The sequence below is a fragment of the Oryzihumus leptocrescens genome (genome assembly GCF_006716205.1).
GTDB classification, from domain to species: domain Bacteria; phylum Actinomycetota; class Actinomycetes; order Actinomycetales; family Dermatophilaceae; genus Oryzihumus; species Oryzihumus leptocrescens.
Genome location: NZ_VFOQ01000001.1, coordinates 473428 through 492422 on the forward strand (window position 1 = coordinate 473428; position 18995 = coordinate 492422).

Below are 18995 nucleotides of genomic sequence, written 5' to 3' on the forward strand. Positions count from 1 at the left end.
GTGAGCAACCTCAGGCGGGCGGGCGGGTCATCGCCAGCACGTCCAGGGCGGCGTCGAGCTGGTCCTCGGTGAGCTCGCCGTTCGCGACGTGGCCGCGGTCGAGGACGACGTCCCGGATCGAGCGCCGCTCGGCCAGGGCCTGCTTGGCCACGGCGGCAGCCGCTTCGTAGCCGATGTAGCGGTTGAGCGGGGTGACGATCGCGGGGGAGCCCTGGGCCAGGTCCAGGCAGCGCTCCTCGTCGGCGGTGATGCCGTCGACGCAGCGGTCGGCCAGCAGGCGGGCGGCGTGGGCCAGGAAGGTCACCGACTCCAGCAGGTTGCGCCCGATGACCGGGAGCATCACGTTGAGCTCGAAGGCTCCGCTCGCGCCGGCGGTGGTGATGGTCAGGTCGTTGCCGATGACCTGGGCGCAGACCATGAGGGTGGCCTCGGGGACCACCGGGTTGACCTTGCCGGGCATGATGCTCGACCCCGGCTGCAGGTCGGGCAGGTGGATCTCGCCCAGGCCGGCCCGCGGGCCCGAGCCCATCCAGCGCAGGTCGTTGCAGATCTTGGTCAGGCTCACCGCGACCACCTTCACGGCGCCGCTGAGGGCCACCACGGCGTCCTGGGTGGACTGGGCCTCGAAGTGGTTCTCCGCCTCACGCAGAGGGACCCCGGTCTGCGCGGCGAGGCGCTCGATGACCGCGGCCGCGAAGCCCGGCGCGGCGTTGAGCCCGGTGCCGGCCGCGGTGCCGCCCAGTGGCAGCTCGGCCACGCCCTCGGCAGCAGCCTGCACCCGGGCGATGCCGAGCTCGACCTGGCGCCGGTAGCCGGAGAACTCCTGGCCCAGCGTGACCGGCACGGCATCCATGAGGTGGGTGCGTCCAGCCTTGACCACGGAGGCGAACTCGGCCTCCTTGCGCCCGAGCGCCTCGGCCAGGTGCGCCAGGGCGGGCACCAGCTCGCGGGCCACCGCCACCGCGGCGGCGACCCGGATCGCGGTCGGGAAGGTGTCGTTGCTGGACTGTCCGGCGTTGACGTGGTCGTTGGGGTGCACCGCCAGGCCGCTGCTGAGGTGCGCCAGTCGCGCCACGACCTCGTTGACGTTCATGTTGGTCGAGGTGCCCGAGCCGGTCTGGAACACGTCGATGGGGAAGTGGTCGTCGTGGCGGCCGTCGGCGACCTCCGCCGCGGCGTCGGCGATGGCGCCGGCCAGCTGCTGGTCGAGGGCGCCGAGCTCGGCGTTGACCTCGGCCGCCGCCGCCTTCACCCGGGCGAGGGCGTGCACGATCTCCGCCGGCATCCGCAGCCCCGAGATCGGGAAGTTCTCGACCGCCCGGGCGGTCTGGGCGCCCCACAGCGCCTCGGCCGGCACCCGGACCTCGCCCATCGAGTCGTGCTCCACGCGATCGGTCATGGGGCCATCATCACCCCGGCGGTTGCCGCCCGCAGCGCCGTCGTCAGAGCTTGCGCAGGCGGACCCGCCGGACGCTGTGGTCCTCGCCCTTGGCGAGGACCAGGGTCGCCCGACCCCGGGTGGGCCGGACGTTCTCGGCCAGGTTGGGGGCGTTGATGGTGTCCCAGATCCGCTCGGCGGTGGCGCGGGCCTCCTCGTCGGACAGCGCGGCATACCGGTGGAAGTAGGAGTCGGGGTCGGCGAAGGCGGTGCCGCGCAGGCGGAAGAACCGGTCGACGTACCACCGCTTGATGTCCTCGGGGCGGGCGTCGACGTAGACCGAGAAGTCGAAGAAGTCGCTGACCGACAGGCCGGTGCGGCCGTCCGCGAGCACCCGCGGCGGCTGGAGCACGTTGAGGCCCTCGACGATGAGCACGTCGGGGCGGCGCACCACGGTCCGGGCGCCGGGGACGATGTCGTAGGTCAGGTGCGAGTAGACCGGGGCGGCGACCTCCTCCACTCCCGCCTTGACCTCGGCCACGAACCGGAGCAGCGCCCGGCGGTCGTAGGACTCGGGGAAGCCCTTGCGCTGCAGCAGTCCCCGGCGCTCGAGCTCGGCGTTGGGGTAGAGGAAGCCGTCGGTGGTGATGAGCTCGACCCGCGGGGTGCCCGGCCAGCGGCCGAGGAGCTCGCGCAGGATCCGGGCGGTCGTGGACTTGCCCACGGCGACCGAGCCGGCGACGCCGATGAGGAACGGCGTGCGCTCGGGCTGCTCGCCCAGGAAGTCGGTGGTGATCCGGTGCAGGCCGGAGGTGGCGCCGACGTAGAAGTTGAGCAGCCGCGAGATCGGCAGGTAGACCTGCTCGATCTCCTCGAGGTCGAGCCGGTCCCCGAGCCCGCGCAGCCGGGTGACGTCGGCCTCGCTCAGGCTCAGCGGGTGCTGGTTGCGCAGCCGGGCCCACGCCGCGCGGTCGAGCTCGACGTAGGGCGAGGGCAGGCCATGGCCGTGGGGATGGGGCACGGCGCTCATTCTGGCCGAGTGGTCCGGCGTGCGCTGCCGGGGTGGGGGTCCGGCTAGGCTGACCGCCATGTGCGGAATCGTTGGATACGTCGGCCCGAACGTCGACGGCAAGGCGCTGGACGTCGTCCTCGAGGGGCTGGCCCGGCTGGAGTACCGCGGCTACGACTCGGCGGGCGTGGCCCTGGTCACCGGTGACCACGTCTCGACCGAGAAGCGGGCCGGCAAGCTGGTCAACCTCACCGAGGCGCTGGCGAGCCACCCCCTGCCGGAGAGCTCGACCGGCATCGGTCACACCCGGTGGGCGACCCATGGCGGCCCCACCGACGAGAACGCCCACCCGCACCGCGGTGGCCAGGACGGCAAGCTCGCCCTGATCCACAACGGCATCATCGAGAACTTCCACGCCCTCAAGTCCGGCCTCCTCGCCGACGGCGTGCACTTCCTGTCCGAGACCGACACCGAGGTCGTCGCGCAGCTGCTGGCCAAGGCCTACGAGCAGACCCACGACCTGACCGCCGCGATGCAGCAGGTCGTCGGCGACCTCGAGGGCGCGTTCACCCTCCTGGCCGTGCACGCCGACCAGCCCGGCGTCGTCGTCGGCGCTCGCCGCAACTCCCCGCTCGTCGTCGGCCTCGGCCAGGGCGAGAACTTCCTCGGCTCCGACGTCGCCGCGTTCATCGGCTACACCCGCAGCGCGCTCGAGCTCGAGCAGGACCAGATCGTCACGATCACCCCCGAGTCAGCCACCGTCATCAACTTCGACGGCAGCCCGGCGCAGGGCAAGCAGTTCGAGGTCACCTGGGACGCCGCGGCCGCCGAGAAGGGCGGCTACCCCAACTTCATGGCCAAGGAGATCAACGAGCAGCCGCACGCGGTCGCCGACACCCTCCTGGGCCGCACCGACGAGACCGGCCGGCTGGTGCTCGACGAGCTGCGCATCTCCGAGGACGACCTGCGCGCCGTCGACAAGATCGTCATCATCGCCTGCGGCACCGCCGCCTACGCGGGCATGGTCGCCAAGTACGCCATCGAGCACTGGTGCCGCATCCCGTGCGAGGTCGAGCTGGCGCACGAGTTCCGCTACCGCGACCCGGTGGTCAACGAGCGCACCCTGGTCGTGGCGATCTCGCAGTCCGGCGAGACGATGGACACCCTCATGGCCGTCAAGCACGCCCGTGAGCTCGGCGCCAAGGTGGTCGCCGTCTGCAACACCCACGGCTCGACCATCCCGCGCGAGTCCGACGCGGTGCTCTACACCCACGCCGGCCCGGAGATCGCCGTCGCCTCCACCAAGGCGTTCCTGGCCCAGATCACCGCCTGCTACATCCTCGGCCTCTACCTCGCCCAGCTGCGCGGTGGCACCTACGCCGACGAGGCGCAGGCGGTCATGAAGGACCTGCACGAGGTCCCCGCCAAGATCCAGCAGGTCCTCGACGGCCTCGACCGCGTCCGCGAGATCGCCCGCTTCATGGCCGACACCCGCTCGGTGCTCTTCCTCGGCCGCCACGTCGGCTACCCGGTGGCCCTCGAGGGCGCGCTGAAGCTCAAGGAGCTGGCCTACATCCACGCCGAGGGCTTTGCCGCCGGCGAGCTCAAGCACGGCCCGATCGCCCTGATCGAGCCCGGCCAGCCGGTGTTCGTCATCGTGCCCTCGCCGAGCAGCGAGCACGGCCTGCACGGCAAGGTCGTCAGCAACATCCAGGAGATCCGCGCCCGCGGCGCCCGCACCCTCGTCATCGCCGAGGACGGCGACGAGGACGTCGTGCCGTTCGCCGACGTGGTGATCCGGGTGCCGCAGACCCCTGCGCTGCTGGCGCCGCTGGTCACCACGGTCCCGCTGCAGGTCTTCGCCTGCGAGCTGGCCACGGCCAAGGGCCTGGACGTCGACCAGCCGCGCAACCTGGCCAAGTCGGTCACGGTCGAGTGACCGTGACCGCGCCGGTGGCCGGGCGGGCCGCATGATCCTCGGCGTCGGCATCGACGTCGTCGACGTCGAGCGCTTCGGGCAGACCCTGGAGCGCACGCCCAGCCTGAGGGACCGGCTGTTCACCGAGTCCGAGCGCGAGCTCGGGCTGAACTCCCTCGCCGCGCGGTTCGCCGCGAAGGAGGCCCTCGCCAAGGCGCTCGGCGCGCCCGCGGGCATGCACTGGAGCGACGTCACCGTGATGCGCGGCGACGACGGCCGCCCGCACCTGCAGATCATCGGCAGCGTGCAGGCCCGGGCCGACGCCCTGGGCGTGCACAGCCTGCACGTGTCGCTGTCGCACGACGCCGGCATCGCCTCGGCCGTGGTCATCGCCGAGGGCTGACCCGTGATCGACGCCTACGCCGTGGACGACGTCCGGGCCGCCGAGGAGGCGGCCATGTCCGCGCTGCCGGAGGGCGAGCTGATGCAGCGGGCCGCGGCCGGGCTGGCCGAGGTCGTGGCCGTGCGGGTCGCCCGCGACGGCCACGTCGTGGTCGTCGTCGGCGGCGGCAACAACGGCGGGGACGCCCTGTATGCCGCGGCGCGCCTTGCCGAGCGCGGGTTCGCCGTCGGGGCGGTCACCGTGAGCGGGCACCCACACGCGCGCGGCCTGGCGGCCGCGCTGGCGGCCGGCGTCGAGGTCGTGGAGTCGACCGGCGAGTCCGCGACGCCCGAGGGCGCCCGCCTGCTCGCCGCCGCCGACGTGGTCGTCGACGGCGTGCTCGGCATCGGCGGGCGCCCGGGGCTTCCCCCGGCTGCGCGCGCCGTGTTCGACCTCGTGCCCGACGAGGCGTGGCTGGTGGCCGTCGACCTGCCCAGCGGCGCCGACCCCTCCGGCCAGGACAGCAGCGCCGACCGGGTGTTCGCCGACGAGACGGTGACCTTCGGCGTGGCCAAGCCGGTCCACCTGCTGCCGGCCACCGAGTCAGCCGTGGGACGCCTGACCGTGGTCGACATCGGCCTGGAGGTCGACACCGTCCCCGCGGTCCAGCGGCTCACCCACGACGACGCCGCCCGGATGTGGCCTGTGCCCGGGCCCGGCGACGACAAGTACTCCCGCGGGGTCCTCGGCGTGGTCGCGGGCGGCGAGCACTACACCGGGGCAGCCCTGCTCTCGGTGACCTCGGCGGTCTGCGCCGGCGTCGGCATGGTGCGCTACGTCGGCCCGTCCACCCCCACCGCGCTGGTGCGGGCCCAGGTGCCCGAGGCGGTCATGGGCCCCGGCCGGGTGCAGGCGTGGGTGGTCGGTCCGGGACTGGACGCGGAGGACGACTCCGAGGCCGGGCGGGCGCAGGTCGCGGCGGCCCGGGAGGCGCTGGCCTCCGGCGAGCCTTGCGTCGTCGACGCCGGGGCGCTCGACCTGCTCGACGGGCCCCGGGCCGCCCCGACGCTGCTCACCCCGCACGCGGGCGAGCTCGCAAGGGCGCTCAGCCGCCTCACCGGCCGGGAGCTCACCCGGGCCCAGGTGGCGGGGACGCCCGTGACCCACGCCCGCGAGCTGGCCGACCGGACCGGCTGCACCGTCCTGCTCAAGGGCTCGACCACCCTGGTCGTGCCGGCCGGGAGCAGCCGGTTGCCGATCCGGTCGCAGGCCGACGCGCCGGCGTGGCTGGCGACCGCCGGTTCCGGCGACGTGCTCGCGGGGCTGGCCGGCACGCTGCTCGCCGCCGGGCTCAGCCCCCTCGACGCGGGCAGCCTCGCCGCCCTCGTGCACGGCCTGGCCGGGCACGCGGCCAACCCCGGTGGTCCGGTGCGCGCGCTCGCGGTGGCACACGGCATACCGGGGGTCGTGGCGGGGTTGCTGGAGCGGCCCCCGGGCCGCGCCTGAGAGACTGGGTGTGATGACAGCACCGGACGCCGCCCCCTCCACCTCGCTGAGCGGTGGCGCCCCTGCGCGCGCCACCGTCGACCTCGACGCCATCGCCGGCAACGTCAGGACGCTGCGCGAGCACGCCGGGGACGCCGGCGTCATGGCCGTGGTCAAGGCCGACGGCTACGGCCACGGCCTGCTGCCCAGCGCCCGGGCCGCCCTCGCCGGCGGTGCCAGCTGGCTGGGCGTGGCCCAGCTGCCCGAGGCCATGGCCCTGCGGGAGGCCGGGATCGACGCCCGCGTGCTGTCGTGGCTGCACGTGCCCGGCACCGACTTCGCCGCCGCGATCGGCGCCGACGTGGACCTGTCGGTCTCGGCCACCTGGGCCCTGGAGGAGGTCGCCGCCGCCGCCCGCACGCTCGGCCGGACCGCACGGATCCACCTCAAGGTCGACACCGGCCTGGGTCGCAACGGCGCCTACGGGGCCGACTGGCCGGTGCTGCTGGACGCCGCCCGCGCGCTCGAGGCCGAGGGCGCGGTGCGCGTCGTGGGGGTGTGGTCGCACTTCGTCTACGCCGACGCCCCCGACCACCCGACCGTGCGGCTGCAGCAGGAGCGCTTCGCCGAGGCCGTGCGCGAGGCGGAGAAGGCCGGCTGCGACCTCGAGGTCCGCCACCTGGCCAACTCCGCGGCGACGCTGACCAACCCCTCGGCCGCCTTCGACCTGGTCCGGCCCGGCATCGCCGTCTACGGGCTCTCGCCGGTGCCGCACCTGGGCGACCCGGCCTCGTTCGGGCTGACCCCGGCGATGACGCTGACCGCCAACCTCGCCGTGGTCAAGCGGGTCCCGGCCGGTCAGGGCGTCAGCTACGGGCACCAGTACGTCACCCAGCGGGACACCACCCTGGCGCTGGTGCCGGTGGGCTACGCCGACGGCATCCCGCGCAACGCCACCAACGTGGGGCCGGTGAGTGTCGCCGGGACACGGCACACCGTCTCTGGCAGGGTCTGCATGGACCAGTTCGTCGTGGACGTCGGCCCCGGGGCCGAGGTCCACCCCGGTGACGTGGCCGAGATCTTCGGCCGCGGCGATGCCGGAGGGCCGACCGCCGAGGACTGGGCACAGGCCACGGGCACGATCTCCTACGAGATCGTCACGAGAATCGGGTCGCGGGTGCCCCGCGTCCACGTCGGAGGTGCACGGTGAGTCCCGCACGGAACAAGACCCTGACCGGCCTGGGCGTCGGCCTCGTCGCGGCCGGTGCCGCGGCCGCCGTGGGGGTCGCCGCCGACCGGCTCGTGCGGGCGCGCAACACCGCGATCGCGCTGGACAGCTCGGAGACCTACGAGCGCGTCGCCGACGAGGAGCTGGTCGTCGTCGCCGACGACGGGGTGCCGCTGCACGTCGAGGTGGACCACCCGACCGCACCTGCGAGCGGCACGGGCCCGGTGCCCACGGTCGTGCTCTCGCACGGCTACACCCTCAGCCTGCGCTGCTGGGTCTTCCAGCGCCGCGCGCTCACCGCGGCCGGCTACCGGGTCGTGGTCTGGGACCAGCGCGGCCACGGCCGCTCCGGCACCGGCTCGCCCGAGCACTACGAGGTCGACCAGCTCGGCCAGGACCTGGCCCGGGTGATCGCCGAGGCCGCGCCCGAGGGCCCGCTGGTCCTCGTGGGCCACTCCATGGGCGGCATGACGATCATGTCCCTGGCCGTGGAGCACCACGACCTGATCCGCGAGCGGGTCATCGGCGTGGCGTTCGTGGCCACCAGCCCCGGTGGCCTGTCCGACGTGGACTGGGGCATGGGCAACCTCATGGGCACCCTGGTGCGCCGGCTCGGGCCGCGCGCCGTCGGCCAGCTCGCCGAGCGCCAGGGCGTGCTCGCCTCCGCCCGCAAGGCCGGCCGCGGCATCGAGGACTTCCTCGTCGACCGCTACTCCTTCGCCTCCCCGGTCCCGCTGGGCATCGTCCGGCTGACCGGCGACATGATCCTCGGCACCCGCCTGGATGTCGTCTCGCACTTCATGCCCGGCTTCGACCGGCACGACAAGCGGGAGGCGCTGGCGCAGTTCATCGGCGTGGAGACGCTGGTGCTCAACGGTGCCGGGGACCTGCTCACCCCGCCGGACCACAGCGAGGAGATCGTGCGGCTGGTGCCGGGCGCCGAGCACGTCGTCGTCAACGACGCCGGCCACATCATCATGCTCGAGCACCCCGACGTCGTCAGCGAGCAGCTGCTGGCGCTCATCGAGCGCGCCCGCCGGGCCAGTGCCGAGCACGCCACCGTCCGCCGCAAGCCCCGTGTCCGCCGCACCGTCACCGACCTGGCCCAGCAGCGCCGGGTCAGCCAGGTGCAGGGCCGACGTCGCCGCCGTGCGGGCTGAGCTCACCCTCGACACGGTCGAGGACACGCAGGCGTGGGGCGCCCGGCTGGGCCGGTGCCTGCGCGCCGGTGACCTGCTGCTGCTCACCGGCGACCTCGGTGCCGGCAAGACCACGCTCACCCAGGGCATCGCCGAGGGCCTGGGGGTGCGCGGGCCGATCACCTCACCGACCTTCGTCATCGCGCGGGTCCACCCCTCCCTGGTCGGCGGCCCGGCCCTGGTCCATGTCGACGCCTACCGCCTGGGCGGGTTCGCCGAGCTCGACGACCTCGACCTCGACGCCGACCTGGCCGACTCGGTCACCGTCGTGGAGTGGGGCCACGGGCTGGCCGAGGGCCTCGCCGAGGACTACCTCGAGGTCACGCTCACCGGGGCCGACCGACGCCGCGTCACCGTCGAGGGCCACGGCCCGCGCTGGACCGGCGCGGCGGCCGGGGAGCTGGGCACCCTGCTGGCTGGTTAGCCTGACCCCGTGCTGCTGCTCGCGATCGACACCTCCACCACGGCCATCACCGTCGCCCTGCACGACGGCGAGCGGGTGCTGGCCGAGACGGCGACCCTGGACGCCCGCCGGCACGGCGAGCACCTCGCCCCCGGCATCGAGGCCGCCCTGCGCGAGGCCGGCGCCTCGGTCGCCGACGTCACCGCGGTCATCGCCGGCACCGGCCCGGGGCCGTTCACCGGCCTGCGCGTCGGGCTGGTGACGGCGCGCACCCTCGCCTTCGCCCGTGGCATACCGGTCCACGGCGTGTGCAGCCTGGACGCGATCGCCCACCAGGCCTGGGCCGAGCGCCCTGCCGAGGTGGGGCAGTCCTTCCTCGTGGCCACGGACGCGCGGCGCAAGGAGGTCTACTGGGCCGACTACGCCGTCACCGACGCCGGGCCGCGACGCATGGAGGGGCCGGCCGTGGACAAGCCCTCGGACCTCGTCGACCGGGTCGCCGGTCGCGCCGTGGCCGGCCGCGGGCCGCTGCTCTACCCCGACCTGCTCGGGGCGGGTGTGCCCCCGCTGGACGTCAGCGCCGGGCACCTCGCGGCCGTCGCCGCAGCCCGGCTGGCCGCGGGGGAGGAGCTCGGACCGCCGGAGCCGCTCTACCTGCGCCGTCCCGACGCCGCGCCGTCGGTGACCCGCAAGTCGGTGCTGTGATGGAGGCGCCGTGACGCAGCTGCGCCCCCTGCGCTGGCAGGACGTCCCCGAGCTGGTCACCCTCGAGCAGCAGCTGTTCGCCCACGACGCGTGGGGCGAGCCGACGTGGTGGGCCGAGCTGGCGCAGCGGCCGCGCCGCTCCTACGTCGTCGCCCAGTCGGGCGACAGCCTCGCCGGGTATGCCGGGCTGGACCGTGGCGGCGACGTCGCCGACGTCATGACGATCGCCGTGGCCCCCGCCCACCAGGGCACCGGGCTGGGGCGGGTGCTGCTCGACCGGCTCGTCGCGGACGCCCGCGAGTCCGGCGCCGAGCACCTCATGCTGGAGGTCCGGGCCGACAACGAGGCGGCCCAGAGGCTGTACGCACGCAGCGGGTTCGAGCTGCTGACCGTGCGCCGCAAGTACTACCAGCCCGGTGACGTGGACGCCCACGTCATGCGGCTGCACCTGAAGGGAGACACCCCGTGACCGACCAGCCGCTGGTGCTCGGCATCGAGACCTCCTGCGACGAGACCGGGGTCGGGATCGTCCGGGGCGAGACGCTGCTCGTCGACGCGGTCGCCAGCAGCGTCGACGAGCACGCCCGCTTCGGCGGTGTCGTGCCCGAGGTCGCCAGCCGGGCCCACCTCGAGGCGATGGTGCCCACGATCGAGCGGGCGAGCCGCGAGGCGGGCATCCGGCTCGAGGACGTCGACGCGGTCGCGGTCACCTCGGGGCCCGGGCTGGCCGGGGCCCTCCTGGTCGGCGTCGCCTCCGCCAAGGCGCTCGCGGTGGCGCTGGGCAAGCCGCTCTACGGGGTCAACCACCTCGCCGCCCACGTCGCCGTCGACATCGTCGAGCACGGCCCGCTGCCCGAGCCGACCATGGCGATGCTCGTCTCCGGCGGTCACTCCAGCCTGCTGCTCGTCCCCGACGTCACCCACGACATCCGCTCCCTCGGCAGCACCATCGACGACGCCGCCGGCGAGGCGTTCGACAAGGTCGCCCGCGTCCTGGGCCTGCCGTTCCCGGGCGGCCCCTACGTGGACCGGGCGGCGCGCGAGGGCGACGCGGCATACATCGACTTCCCGCGCGGGCTGACCTCGCGGCGGGACATGGAGCGGCACCGGTTCGACTTCTCCTTCTCCGGGCTGAAGACCGCCGTGGCCCGCTGGGTGGAGGCGCGCGAGCGCGACGGGCAGCCGGTGCCGGTGGCCGACGTCGCGGCGAGCTTCCAGGAGGCGGTGACCGACGTGCTGACCCGCAAGGCGGTCCTGGCCTGCCGCGAGAACGGCGTCGAGGACCTGCTCATCGGCGGCGGCGTGGCAGCCAACAGCCGGCTGCGCGCCATGGCCCAGGAGCGCTGCGACGCGGCCGGCATCCGGCTGCGCGTGCCCCGCCCCGGGCTGTGCACCGACAACGGCGCGATGGTCGCCTCGCTCGGCGCGCAGATGGTCGCCCGCGGCCGCACCCCCTCGCCGCTGGACCTGCCTGCCGACTCCTCCATGCCGGTGTCGCTGGTCCAGGCCTGAGGCCATGACCCGCCTGCTGGTCGTCGCCGGGGTGGCGCTGGCCCTGTGGGGGCTGAGCTGCGCGGTGATGGTGCTGCTGGCGCACCGGCTGCCACCGGGGCTGCTGCGCGACGTCGCCGAGTTCCTGCCGGCCTGCGTGACCACAGCCCGGCGGCTGCGCGGCGACCCCGCGGTGCCCCGCCGGGCCCGGGTGGCGCTGCTCGTCGCCGTCGTGTGGGTGGTCTCGCCGATCGACCTGCTCCCGGAGTTCCTGCCGGTGATCGGCCCGCTGGACGACGTCGTCGCCGTCGTCCTGCTGCTGCGGTATGCCGCGCGCAGCGTCCCGCGCGAGACCCTCCTGGCCGCCTGGCCGGCCAGCCCGCGCCTGCTCGAGCGGGTGCTCGACGGCCGCCGCCGGGCACCCGGGCCGGGTCCCGGCCTGCCCGGCTAGGGTCGCCGCATGCCCGCGTCCCATCGCCTGCCCGTGGTCCTCGACGTCGACACCGGGGTCGACGACGCCTGCGCCGTCCTGCTCGCGGCGATGCATCCGGACCTCGACCTGCGGGCCGTCAGCTGCGTCGGCGGCAACGCCGGGGTCGACGACGTCGTGCGCAACACGCTGACCGTGCTGGATGCGGCAGGGCGTCCCGACGTGCCGGTGGCCCGGGGCGCCGAGCGCCCGCTGCTGGAGCCGGCCCGGGACGCCCGGCACGTCCACGGCCAGGACGGGATGGGCGACCTCGACTGGCCCCGCTCGACCCGCGAGCCGGACGGTCGGCACGCGGTGGAGCTGCTCTGCGACGTCCTGCTGGAGGCCTCCACCAGGCCCGATGAGCAGAAGATCACGCTGGTGCCGATGGCGCCGCTGACCAACATCGCGCTGCTGCTGCGCATGTGGCCGCAGGCTGCCGCGGGCCTGCGCGAGATCGTCTTCATGGGCGGGGCTGCCCATGTGGGCAACGCGACCGCCTCGGCGGAGTTCAACGTCTGGCACGACCCCGAGGCGGCGGCCGTGGTCCTCGAGGCCGCGGCCGAGCTCGGGGTGCCAGTCACCATGTACGGCCTGGACGTCTTCTACGACGTGCGGGTCACCGCCGGAGAGGCCGCGACCCTGCGCAGCGCCGACCCGGGTGGCCCGGGTGACCTCGCCGGGCGCCTGATCGCCTTCCAATGCGAGCGGTTCGGCACCCCGGACGCGACGATCGGCGACGCCGGTGCGGTCTGTGCGGTCCTCGACCGGGCCGGGTTGCGCACCGAGCGGCTGCCGGTCCGGGTAGAGCTGGCCGGCACCTGGTCGCGCGGGCGCACCATCGTCGACCGGCGTGACTGGTCCGGCGACCTGGCCCACGACCCCCACGGCCAGGCCCCCACGAGCGTCGACGTCGCCCTGCACGTCGAGGCCGAGCGCTACGCCCGGCTGTGGCTGGACACCGTCGGCGGTCGCCGCTGATGGGGCGGGTCTTCGTCCTCGGTTCGCTCAACGTCGACCTGGTCACCCGGGTCGAACGGCACCCGCGGCCGGGCGAGACCCTGATGGGGGAGGGGCTGGCACGGTTCGCCGGTGGGAAGGGCGCCAACCAGGCAGTGGCCGCCCGAGCTGCCGGAGCCGACGTGGTCATGCTCGGTGCGGTCGGCGAGGACGACGGGGGAGCGGCCTACCGGCGCCGGCTGGCCGCCCTCGGCATCGACGCCGGGCCGGTGTCGGTCGAGGCCGGCGCGGTGACCGGGCACGCGATCATCACCGTCGACGCGGCGGGGGAGAACGTCATCGTCGTCGTGCCCGGCGCCAACGCGGCGGTGTCGGCCTCCCACCTGTCCGCGCTGGACCAGGCCGGTCCCGGTGACGTCCTGCTCGCCTCCCTGGAGGTGCCCGTGGCGGCCGTCGTCGCGGCGGTGCGCCGCGCCACCGGCGCCGGCGCGCGGGTGGTCCTCAACCTCGCCCCGTATGCCGCCCTGCCGCACGACGTCGTCGCCCTCGCCGACCCGGTCGTGGTCAACGAGCACGAGGCGCTGGCGCTCGCCGACGCCGGGCAGGTCCCGGGGTCGCTGCTCGTGACGTTCGGGGCCAACGGCGCGGCCTGGGACGGCATACCGGCTCCCGCGGTGGGGGTCCCGGAGGGTGAGGTGCTCGACACGACCGGTGCGGGTGACGCGTTCTGCGGGGCGCTCGCGGCGGCGCTGGCGCGCGGGCTCGGCCGCGACGAGGCGCTCGCGGCGGCGATGGAGGCGGGAGCCGAGGCGGTCCGCCGCCACGGTGCCCAGCCCGACCCTGCCCTCTGACGAACTGACGGGCGCCTTCTCTCGCCGAGAGGGACGTTTCTCGGGTTTGAGGGGGCCCAAACCCAGACAAACGTCCCTCTCGGCGGAAGGGGTGGCGGGGATCGGGGCGTCGGTCAGGCGGGGCGGACGGCCAGGACGACCTGCTGGCCGGCGACCCGGGTCAGGACCACGGTCAGCTCGGCCGAGCCGGTCAGCCGCAGCTGGCGACGCAGCGCGTCGGCGTCGGTGCTGACCCCGCGCTTCTTGATGGTCAGGTTGCCGACGTCGCGCTCGCGCAGCCAGGCCCGCAGCGTCTTGACGTGGAACGGCAGCGCCTCGGTCACCACGAACCGGCGGGCCCACGGCAGGTCGACCGCCCGGTCGGCGCTGACGTAGCCCAGCCCGGCGTCCACCTCCACGCCGTCGACGGCCGCGGTCAGGGCCGAGACCAGGCCCGCCCGGATCACCGCGCGGTCCGGCTCGTAGAGGAACTGGCCGAGCCCGGTGAGCGCCTCGGCGGTCGGCGCCGGCCCGGCGGCGTCGGCCTGGCTCACCGTCGACGCGCTCCCGTCGGGCCCCAGAAGCAAAGCGCTGCGTCCGGCCCGCTCGACCAGGGGACCCCACCACACCGCGCACTCGAGCACCTCGCCGCCGAAGGAGGTCCACTGCGCCTCGGCGCCGGGGGGCAGGGCTGCGTGCGGGAACGCCGGGCTGAGCTTGGCTCCGGTCGCCGGCAGGGTCCGGGCCACCTCCTGCACGGTGTCCCACGAGGGTGAGATGGCCTGCAGGTTGAACACGCGCCGGGTGCGCCCGCGCGCGTCGGACACGCCGGGCAGGCGCCGGGCCGGGTCCAGCCAGGCCCCGGCGTGCCGGGCGGCGTCACCGGTGGGCAGCTCGGTGTCCTCCACCGTGCCGACGAGGGTGCGCGCGGACGGCCAGTGCCGCAGGTTGACCCCGGCGATGGCGGCGGCGACCTCGTCGGCGTCGACGGCGGTCACGACCAGCTCCAGCCCGGCGAAGGCCATGGCGTCGGAGCCGATGCCGCAGCCGAGGTCCAGCACGTGCCCCACCCCGGCCTCGCGGAAGCGCGACGCGTGCCGGGCCGCCAGCTCCAGGCGGGTGGCCTGCTCCAGGCCGTCGGCGGTGAACATCATCCCGGCGGCGAACTCACCGAACTTGCTCCGCGCCCGGGCCCGCAGCCGTGACTGGGTGAGGGCGGCGGCGACCAGCTCGGGGTCGAAGCCGGCCAGGCGCAGCTGGTGGCCGAGCTGCATCGCCGAGGACTCGTCATACGGCGGGAGTGACTGCAGCAGGCCCCAGCCCTCGCCCGAGACGAGCTTCTCCACCGCCGCGAGGTCCATGGCGCACATCCTCCCCCATGCCCGGTCGGGTGCGTGCCCGGATCCGGGCGCTGGCACTCGAGTTGACCGAGTGCTAAACGCGGACCTAGATTCTGATTGGCACTCGCCCCCGGCAAGTGCCAATCGCGACCCGCGAGCGCGTCGACCCCCGCGACGGCGACACGCCTGCACGGCCGCACCCCGAGCAGTTCCACCCAAACGTCCACATCGACATTCCCGAAGGGGAGGTCAGCACGTGTCGGTTTCCATCAAGCCGCTCGAAGACCGCATCGTCGTGAAGTCCGTCGAGGCCGAGCAGACGACGGCCTCCGGTCTGGTCATCCCGGACACCGCCAAGGAGAAGCCCCAGGAGGGCGAGGTCCTGGCGATCGGTCCCGGCCGCATCGACGACAAGGGCAACCGCGTCCCGCTCGACGTTGCCGTGGGTGACAAGGTCATCTACAGCAAGTACGGCGGCACCGAGGTCAAGTACGCCGGCGAGGAGTACCTCATCCTCTCGGCCCGCGACGTCCTCGCGGTTGTCACCAGCTGAGCTTCTGCTCCGTATGACGCGCCCCGGCGACGTGCCTGACCCCAGGTGCGCGTCGGGGCACGTCCGTTGAACCACCCTTACGACTGAAGGACACACTTCATGGCCAAGACGCTGGAGTTCGACGACTCCGCACGCAAGGCGCTCGAGCGCGGTGTGGACGCCCTCGCCAACGCCGTCAAGGTGACGCTGGGCCCCAAGGGCCGCAACGTCGTCATCGACAAGAAGTGGGGCGCCCCGACCATCACCAACGACGGCGTGACCATCGCCCGAGAGGTGGAGCTCGAGGACCCCTACGAGAACCTCGGCGCCCAGCTCGCCAAGGAGGTCGCCACCAAGACCAACGACGTCGCCGGTGACGGCACGACCACCGCGACCGTGCTGGCCCAGGCCATGGTCAAGGAGGGCCTGCGCAACGTTGCGGCGGGCGCGGCCCCGGCCGGCCTCAAGCGCGGCATCGACAAGGCCGTCGAGGCGGTCAACACCCGCCTGCTCGACACGGCCCGCGAGGTCGAGGGCAAGGACGAGATCGCCCAGGTCGCCACGCTGTCCGCGCAGGACGCCACCATCGGTGGCCTCATCGCCGACGCGTTCGACAAGGTCGGCAAGGACGGCGTCATCACGGTCGAGGAGTCCTCCACGACCGCGATGGAGCTCGACTTCACCGAGGGCATGCAGTTCGACAAGGGCTACATCTCGCCCTACTTCGTCACCGACGCCGAGCGCATGGAGGCCGTCCTCGAGGACGCCTACGTGCTCATCAACCAGGGCAAGATCTCCGCGGTCTCCGACCTGCTCCCGGTGCTGGAGAAGGTCGTCAAGTCCGGCAAGCCGCTGCTGATCATCGCCGAGGACATCGACGGCGAGGCGCTGTCGACCCTGGTGGTCAACAAGATCCGCGGCACGTTCAACGCCGTCGCGGTCAAGGCCCCAGGCTTCGGCGACCGCCGCAAGGCGATGCTGCAGGACATGGCCATCCTCACCGGCGGCCAGGTCATCTCCGAGGAGGTCGGGCTCAAGCTCGACCAGGCCGACCTCGACGTCCTCGGCCAGGCCCGCCGCGTCGTGGTCACCAAGGACAACACCACGATCGTCGACGGCGCCGGCGCCCACGACGACGTGGCCGGCCGCGTGCACCAGATCAAGGCCGAGATCGAGCGCACCGACTCCGACTGGGACCGCGAGAAGCTCCAGGAGCGCCTCGCCAAGCTCTCCGGCGGCGTCTGCGTGATCAAGGTCGGCGCGCACACCGAGGTCGAGCTCAAGGAGAAGAAGCACCGCATCGAGGACGCCATCTCGGCGACCCGTGCGGCGATCGAGGAGGGCATCGTCGCCGGTGGCGGCTCCGCCCTCGTCCACGCCTCCGCGGTGCTCGACACCCTCGCGCTCGAGGGCGACGAGGCCACCGGCGCCAACATCGTGCGCAAGGCCGCGGCCGAGCCGCTGCGGTGGATCGCCGAGAACGCCGGCCTCGAGGGCTACGTCGCCGTCTCCAAGGTCCGCGAGCTCGAGGTCGGCAACGGCCTCAACGCCGCGACCGGCGAGTACACCGACCTGGTCAAGGCCGGCGTCATCGACCCGGTCAAGGTCACCCGTTCGGCGCTGCGCAACGCCGCGTCGATCGCCTCGATGGTCCTCACCACCGACACCCTGGTGGTCGAGAAGAAGGTCGAGGAGGAGCCCGAGGCCGGCGGTCACGGGCACGGCCACGGCCACGGTCACTGACCGACAGGCACGACACGGCGAAGGCCGCAACCCCTCGGGGTTGCGGCCTTCGCTGCGTATGCCGGACAAACCCGCGGTGACAGGTCCTGGCGTCCCTCACCTGGCATGGCGGTCCGTGCAGCACAGGTTCGTCCCACCTGGCAGAGGTTGGTTCCTGTGCGAGGTGGGACGAACCTGTGTCGTTGGCCCGCAGGAGGGGTCAGGCGGGGGTGACCTCGATGGTCAGGTCGCCGAGGGTGACGGTGGCGCCGACGGGGACCTGGCGACCGCGGCGCGTCTCGACCTCGCCGTCCACGCTGACGTCCCCGGCCTCGATCGCCTCGCGGGCCTGCGCGCCGTCCTCGACGGCGTTGGCCAGCTTCAGCAGCTGGCCCAGGCGGATGACCTCGTCACGGATGGGGACCTCGATGCGCTCGCTCACGGGACCCATCATCCCGGTTGCGCCGGCAACCACGTCGGCGGGCGGGAGTGAGCAGCCACGGGGTCCCACCCGACCACACCGGAGGTCCGGGTGATGGCGGCATCGCCGTCAGGGAGCGCAGCAGGCGCAGAGCCGTCACCCCACCCGCACGCACGGTGCGGTGAGGCTGGAACTCCCCGACGTACTCGGCGGGGAGTGGCGACGGACACGGCATACGGAAGGGCCGCGACCCGGGTGGGTCGCGGCCCCTGCGTTCCGATGTCCTAGCTGGCGGCCGGGATCGCGGACGTCCCGGCGTAGATCGCCTCGCGCTCGTCCTCGGTCATGCCACCCCACACGCCGTAGGGCTCACGCACCTTCAGCGCGTGGGCCCGGCACTGGGTGAGTACAGGGCAGCCGAGGCAGACAGCCTTGGCGGCACTGTCGCGGTTGCGCCGGGCGGGTCCACGCTCACCCTCGGGGTGGAAGAACACATCGGGGTTTTCGCGCCGACAGGAGCCCTCGAGCTGCCAATCCCACAGATCCGCAACTGGCCCGGGCAAGCGAGAGATTTCGGCCAACGGTGCCTCCTCCATAGTCCCGGCCGAGCGGCCGGACCGCGTGCTGTCTTTCCTGGCCTTGCACTGTTCTGTTGCCTGTCAAGCAGGTCGCGACGTGAGCCGAGCACGCCCTCACGTGCGGCGGGCCACGAAGCCACCCCCGTCCCCGGGACGCTACCCGTGGGTCAGTGGCGTGAACAGGTGTCGAGCGTCAAGAAATCTTCAAGACATCCACCGCCCTCGTGTCTGGTTTCCGGCGACAAGGCTCATTCCGACCGCCTAAGGTGTGCCCACCATCGACGTGAGGGAAACCGGGGGGAAACGCGATGCCAACCGTTCTGGTGTGCGCGTCCGACGCCGGGACGCGCGAACGCCTGGCCCGGGAGGTCGGGGCGGTGCGGGGCGTGACCCGGGTCGTCACCGTGGGCTCCGCCGAGGAGGTCCTGTCCCGGGTGGTGATGGAACGCCCCAGCCTGACCCTGCTCGAGGCCGGCGGTGACCCGGCCGAGGACGCGCAGGTCGACGGCGCGGCGGTCCTGGCCCGGCTGCTCGACGTGCAGCCCAGCGCGGCCGTCGTGATGATCGCGCCGGTGGGCCACACCGACCCGGTGGCGGAGTCCGTCGCCGCCGGCGCCCTGGGCTACGTGCACGAGGACGCCAGCCGCGAACAGCTGGTGCGTGCGGTCTCCCAGGGCCTGGCCCACGCCAGCGTGCGCCCGCCGTCCGCCCCGATCCCGCTGACCCCCCGTGAGCTGGCCGTGCTGGAGGGGATGAGCCGCGGGCTGAGCAACCCCGAGATCGGGGCCGAGCTGTTCCTCGCCGCCGAGACGGTCAAGAGCCACGCCAAGCGGCTGCTGCACAAGCTCGGGGCGCTCGACCGGGCGCACGCGGTGGCGCTCGCGTTCCGCCAGGGGCTGCTGCGCTGACCTGCCGTGACCTGCGCGACGTCGGCTGCGGCACGGC

The 18995-nt window shown here is 73.8% G+C and carries 20 protein-coding genes; 15 read left to right on the forward strand and 5 right to left on the reverse strand.

Going from position 1 to position 18995, the window contains the following annotated elements:
* Nucleotides 1–10 precede the first annotated feature (10 nt).
* A complete protein-coding gene (locus FB474_RS02340) occupies nucleotides 11–1399 on the reverse strand; it encodes a class II fumarate hydratase (RefSeq protein ID WP_141787189.1) in 1389 nt (462 codons plus the stop codon).
* A gap of 43 nt (nucleotides 1400–1442) precedes the next feature.
* Nucleotides 1443–2408 carry a type I pantothenate kinase gene (gene coaA / locus FB474_RS02345; protein WP_141787190.1) on the reverse strand — a complete coding sequence of 322 codons (966 nt, stop codon included), beginning with the start codon at nucleotides 2406–2408 and terminating at the stop codon, nucleotides 1443–1445.
* Between the two features lie 58 nt (nucleotides 2409–2466).
* Between coaA and glmS the strand changes: the two genes are divergently transcribed.
* From glmS to FB474_RS02405, 12 genes are read left to right on the forward strand one after another with little or no spacing between them, the layout of a single operon-like run.
* Complete coding sequence (gene glmS / locus FB474_RS02350; protein WP_141787191.1) at nucleotides 2467–4326, forward strand: glutamine--fructose-6-phosphate transaminase (isomerizing); 1860 nt, start codon at nucleotides 2467–2469, stop codon at nucleotides 4324–4326.
* A gap of 31 nt (nucleotides 4327–4357) precedes the next feature.
* Complete coding sequence (locus tag FB474_RS02355) at nucleotides 4358–4708, forward strand: holo-ACP synthase (protein ID WP_141787192.1); 351 nt, start codon at nucleotides 4358–4360, stop codon at nucleotides 4706–4708.
* Between the two features lie 3 nt (nucleotides 4709–4711).
* Nucleotides 4712–6193, forward strand: a complete 1482-nt coding sequence (locus FB474_RS02360; RefSeq protein WP_141787193.1) for a bifunctional ADP-dependent NAD(P)H-hydrate dehydratase/NAD(P)H-hydrate epimerase — start codon at nucleotides 4712–4714, stop codon at nucleotides 6191–6193.
* A gap of 13 nt (nucleotides 6194–6206) precedes the next feature.
* Nucleotides 6207–7382 (forward strand): alanine racemase, encoded by a 1176-nt coding sequence (gene alr / locus FB474_RS02365; RefSeq protein WP_141787194.1) that lies wholly within the window; start codon nucleotides 6207–6209, stop codon nucleotides 7380–7382.
* Entirely contained in the window at nucleotides 7379–8560 is a 1182-nt protein-coding gene (locus tag FB474_RS02370; protein ID WP_141787195.1) for an alpha/beta fold hydrolase, read from the forward strand. The genes alr and FB474_RS02370 overlap by 4 nt, the downstream gene beginning before the upstream one ends.
* Complete coding sequence (gene tsaE, locus FB474_RS02375) at nucleotides 8550–9023, forward strand: tRNA (adenosine(37)-N6)-threonylcarbamoyltransferase complex ATPase subunit type 1 TsaE (protein WP_141787196.1); 474 nt, start codon at nucleotides 8550–8552, stop codon at nucleotides 9021–9023. Before FB474_RS02370 ends, tsaE begins: the two co-directional genes overlap by 11 nt.
* Nucleotides 9024–9032: 9 nt before the next feature.
* Nucleotides 9033–9707: a tRNA (adenosine(37)-N6)-threonylcarbamoyltransferase complex dimerization subunit type 1 TsaB gene (gene tsaB / locus FB474_RS02380; protein ID WP_141787197.1), complete on the forward strand. Its 675-nt coding sequence runs from the start codon at nucleotides 9033–9035 to the stop codon at nucleotides 9705–9707.
* A 10-nt stretch (nucleotides 9708–9717) separates the two neighbouring features.
* The gene (gene rimI / locus FB474_RS02385) at nucleotides 9718–10176 is read left to right on the forward strand and encodes a ribosomal protein S18-alanine N-acetyltransferase (RefSeq protein WP_246092008.1); all 459 of its coding nucleotides are present in this window, start codon (nucleotides 9718–9720) and stop codon (nucleotides 10174–10176) included.
* Nucleotides 10173–11219 carry a tRNA (adenosine(37)-N6)-threonylcarbamoyltransferase complex transferase subunit TsaD gene (tsaD, locus tag FB474_RS02390; RefSeq protein ID WP_141787198.1) on the forward strand — a complete coding sequence of 349 codons (1047 nt, stop codon included), beginning with the start codon at nucleotides 10173–10175 and terminating at the stop codon, nucleotides 11217–11219. The genes rimI and tsaD overlap by 4 nt, the downstream gene beginning before the upstream one ends.
* A gap of 4 nt (nucleotides 11220–11223) precedes the next feature.
* Nucleotides 11224–11649 (forward strand): YkvA family protein, encoded by a 426-nt coding sequence (locus FB474_RS02395; RefSeq protein ID WP_141787199.1) that lies wholly within the window; start codon nucleotides 11224–11226, stop codon nucleotides 11647–11649.
* A gap of 9 nt (nucleotides 11650–11658) precedes the next feature.
* The gene (locus FB474_RS02400) at nucleotides 11659–12648 is read left to right on the forward strand and encodes a nucleoside hydrolase (protein ID WP_141787200.1); all 990 of its coding nucleotides are present in this window, start codon (nucleotides 11659–11661) and stop codon (nucleotides 12646–12648) included.
* Entirely contained in the window at nucleotides 12648–13478 is an 831-nt protein-coding gene (locus FB474_RS02405) for a PfkB family carbohydrate kinase (protein WP_141787201.1), read from the forward strand. Before FB474_RS02400 ends, FB474_RS02405 begins: the two co-directional genes overlap by 1 nt.
* 113 nt (nucleotides 13479–13591) lie before the next feature.
* Here FB474_RS02405 and FB474_RS02410 read toward each other — a convergent pair whose 3' ends face one another.
* On the reverse strand, nucleotides 13592–14818 hold the full coding sequence (locus FB474_RS02410; protein ID WP_141787202.1) for a THUMP-like domain-containing protein: 1227 nt from the start codon (nucleotides 14816–14818) through the stop codon (nucleotides 13592–13594).
* Between the two features lie 235 nt (nucleotides 14819–15053).
* Here FB474_RS02410 and groES point away from each other — a divergent pair, with 235 nt between their 5' ends.
* Together groES and groL are read left to right on the forward strand one after the other, a co-directional pair.
* Nucleotides 15054–15350 carry a co-chaperone GroES gene (groES, locus tag FB474_RS02415; protein ID WP_141787203.1) on the forward strand — a complete coding sequence of 99 codons (297 nt, stop codon included), beginning with the start codon at nucleotides 15054–15056 and terminating at the stop codon, nucleotides 15348–15350.
* 99 nt (nucleotides 15351–15449) lie between these two features.
* A complete protein-coding gene (gene groL, locus FB474_RS02420) occupies nucleotides 15450–17072 on the forward strand; it encodes a chaperonin GroEL (protein ID WP_141787204.1) in 1623 nt (540 codons plus the stop codon).
* A gap of 199 nt (nucleotides 17073–17271) precedes the next feature.
* Here the strand turns inward: groL and FB474_RS02425 are convergent, their stop codons facing one another.
* Nucleotides 17272–17502, reverse strand: coding sequence for an RNA-binding S4 domain-containing protein (locus tag FB474_RS02425; protein ID WP_185746215.1), 231 nt, complete (start codon nucleotides 17500–17502; stop codon nucleotides 17272–17274).
* Nucleotides 17503–17756: 254 nt separating this feature from the next.
* On the reverse strand, nucleotides 17757–18053 hold the full coding sequence (locus FB474_RS02430; RefSeq protein ID WP_141787206.1) for a WhiB family transcriptional regulator: 297 nt from the start codon (nucleotides 18051–18053) through the stop codon (nucleotides 17757–17759).
* A gap of 305 nt (nucleotides 18054–18358) precedes the next feature.
* On the opposite strand from FB474_RS02430, the gene FB474_RS02435 reads away from it, so the two are divergent.
* Nucleotides 18359–18958, forward strand: coding sequence for a response regulator transcription factor (locus FB474_RS02435; protein WP_141787207.1), 600 nt, complete (start codon nucleotides 18359–18361; stop codon nucleotides 18956–18958).
* Nucleotides 18959–18995: the final 37 nt, after the last annotated feature.

Bases quoted from the DNA above. Each gene is read 5' to 3' on its own strand.
- FB474_RS02400 (WP_141787200.1), top strand. From the start codon at position 11,659: ATGCCCGCGTCCCATCGCCTGCCCGTGGTCCTCGACGTCGACACCGGG.
- FB474_RS02355 (WP_141787192.1), top strand. From the start codon at position 4,358: ATGATCCTCGGCGTCGGCATCGACGTCGTCGACGTCGAGCGCTTCGGG.
- groL (WP_141787204.1), top strand. From the start codon at position 15,450: ATGGCCAAGACGCTGGAGTTCGACGACTCCGCACGCAAGGCGCTCGAG.
- FB474_RS02410 (WP_141787202.1), bottom strand. From the start codon at position 14,818: ATGGACCTCGCGGCGGTGGAGAAGCTCGTCTCGGGCGAGGGCTGGGGC.
- alr (WP_141787194.1), top strand. From the start codon at position 6,207: ATGACAGCACCGGACGCCGCCCCCTCCACCTCGCTGAGCGGTGGCGCC.
- coaA (WP_141787190.1), bottom strand. From the start codon at position 2,408: ATGAGCGCCGTGCCCCATCCCCACGGCCATGGCCTGCCCTCGCCCTAC.
- glmS (WP_141787191.1), top strand. From the start codon at position 2,467: ATGTGCGGAATCGTTGGATACGTCGGCCCGAACGTCGACGGCAAGGCG.
- FB474_RS02340 (WP_141787189.1), bottom strand. From the start codon at position 1,399: ATGACCGATCGCGTGGAGCACGACTCGATGGGCGAGGTCCGGGTGCCG.
- FB474_RS02435 (WP_141787207.1), top strand. From the start codon at position 18,359: ATGCCAACCGTTCTGGTGTGCGCGTCCGACGCCGGGACGCGCGAACGC.
- FB474_RS02405 (WP_141787201.1), top strand. From the start codon at position 12,648: ATGGGGCGGGTCTTCGTCCTCGGTTCGCTCAACGTCGACCTGGTCACC.
- FB474_RS02395 (WP_141787199.1), top strand. From the start codon at position 11,224: ATGACCCGCCTGCTGGTCGTCGCCGGGGTGGCGCTGGCCCTGTGGGGG.
- FB474_RS02425 (WP_185746215.1), bottom strand. From the start codon at position 17,502: ATGGGTCCCGTGAGCGAGCGCATCGAGGTCCCCATCCGTGACGAGGTC.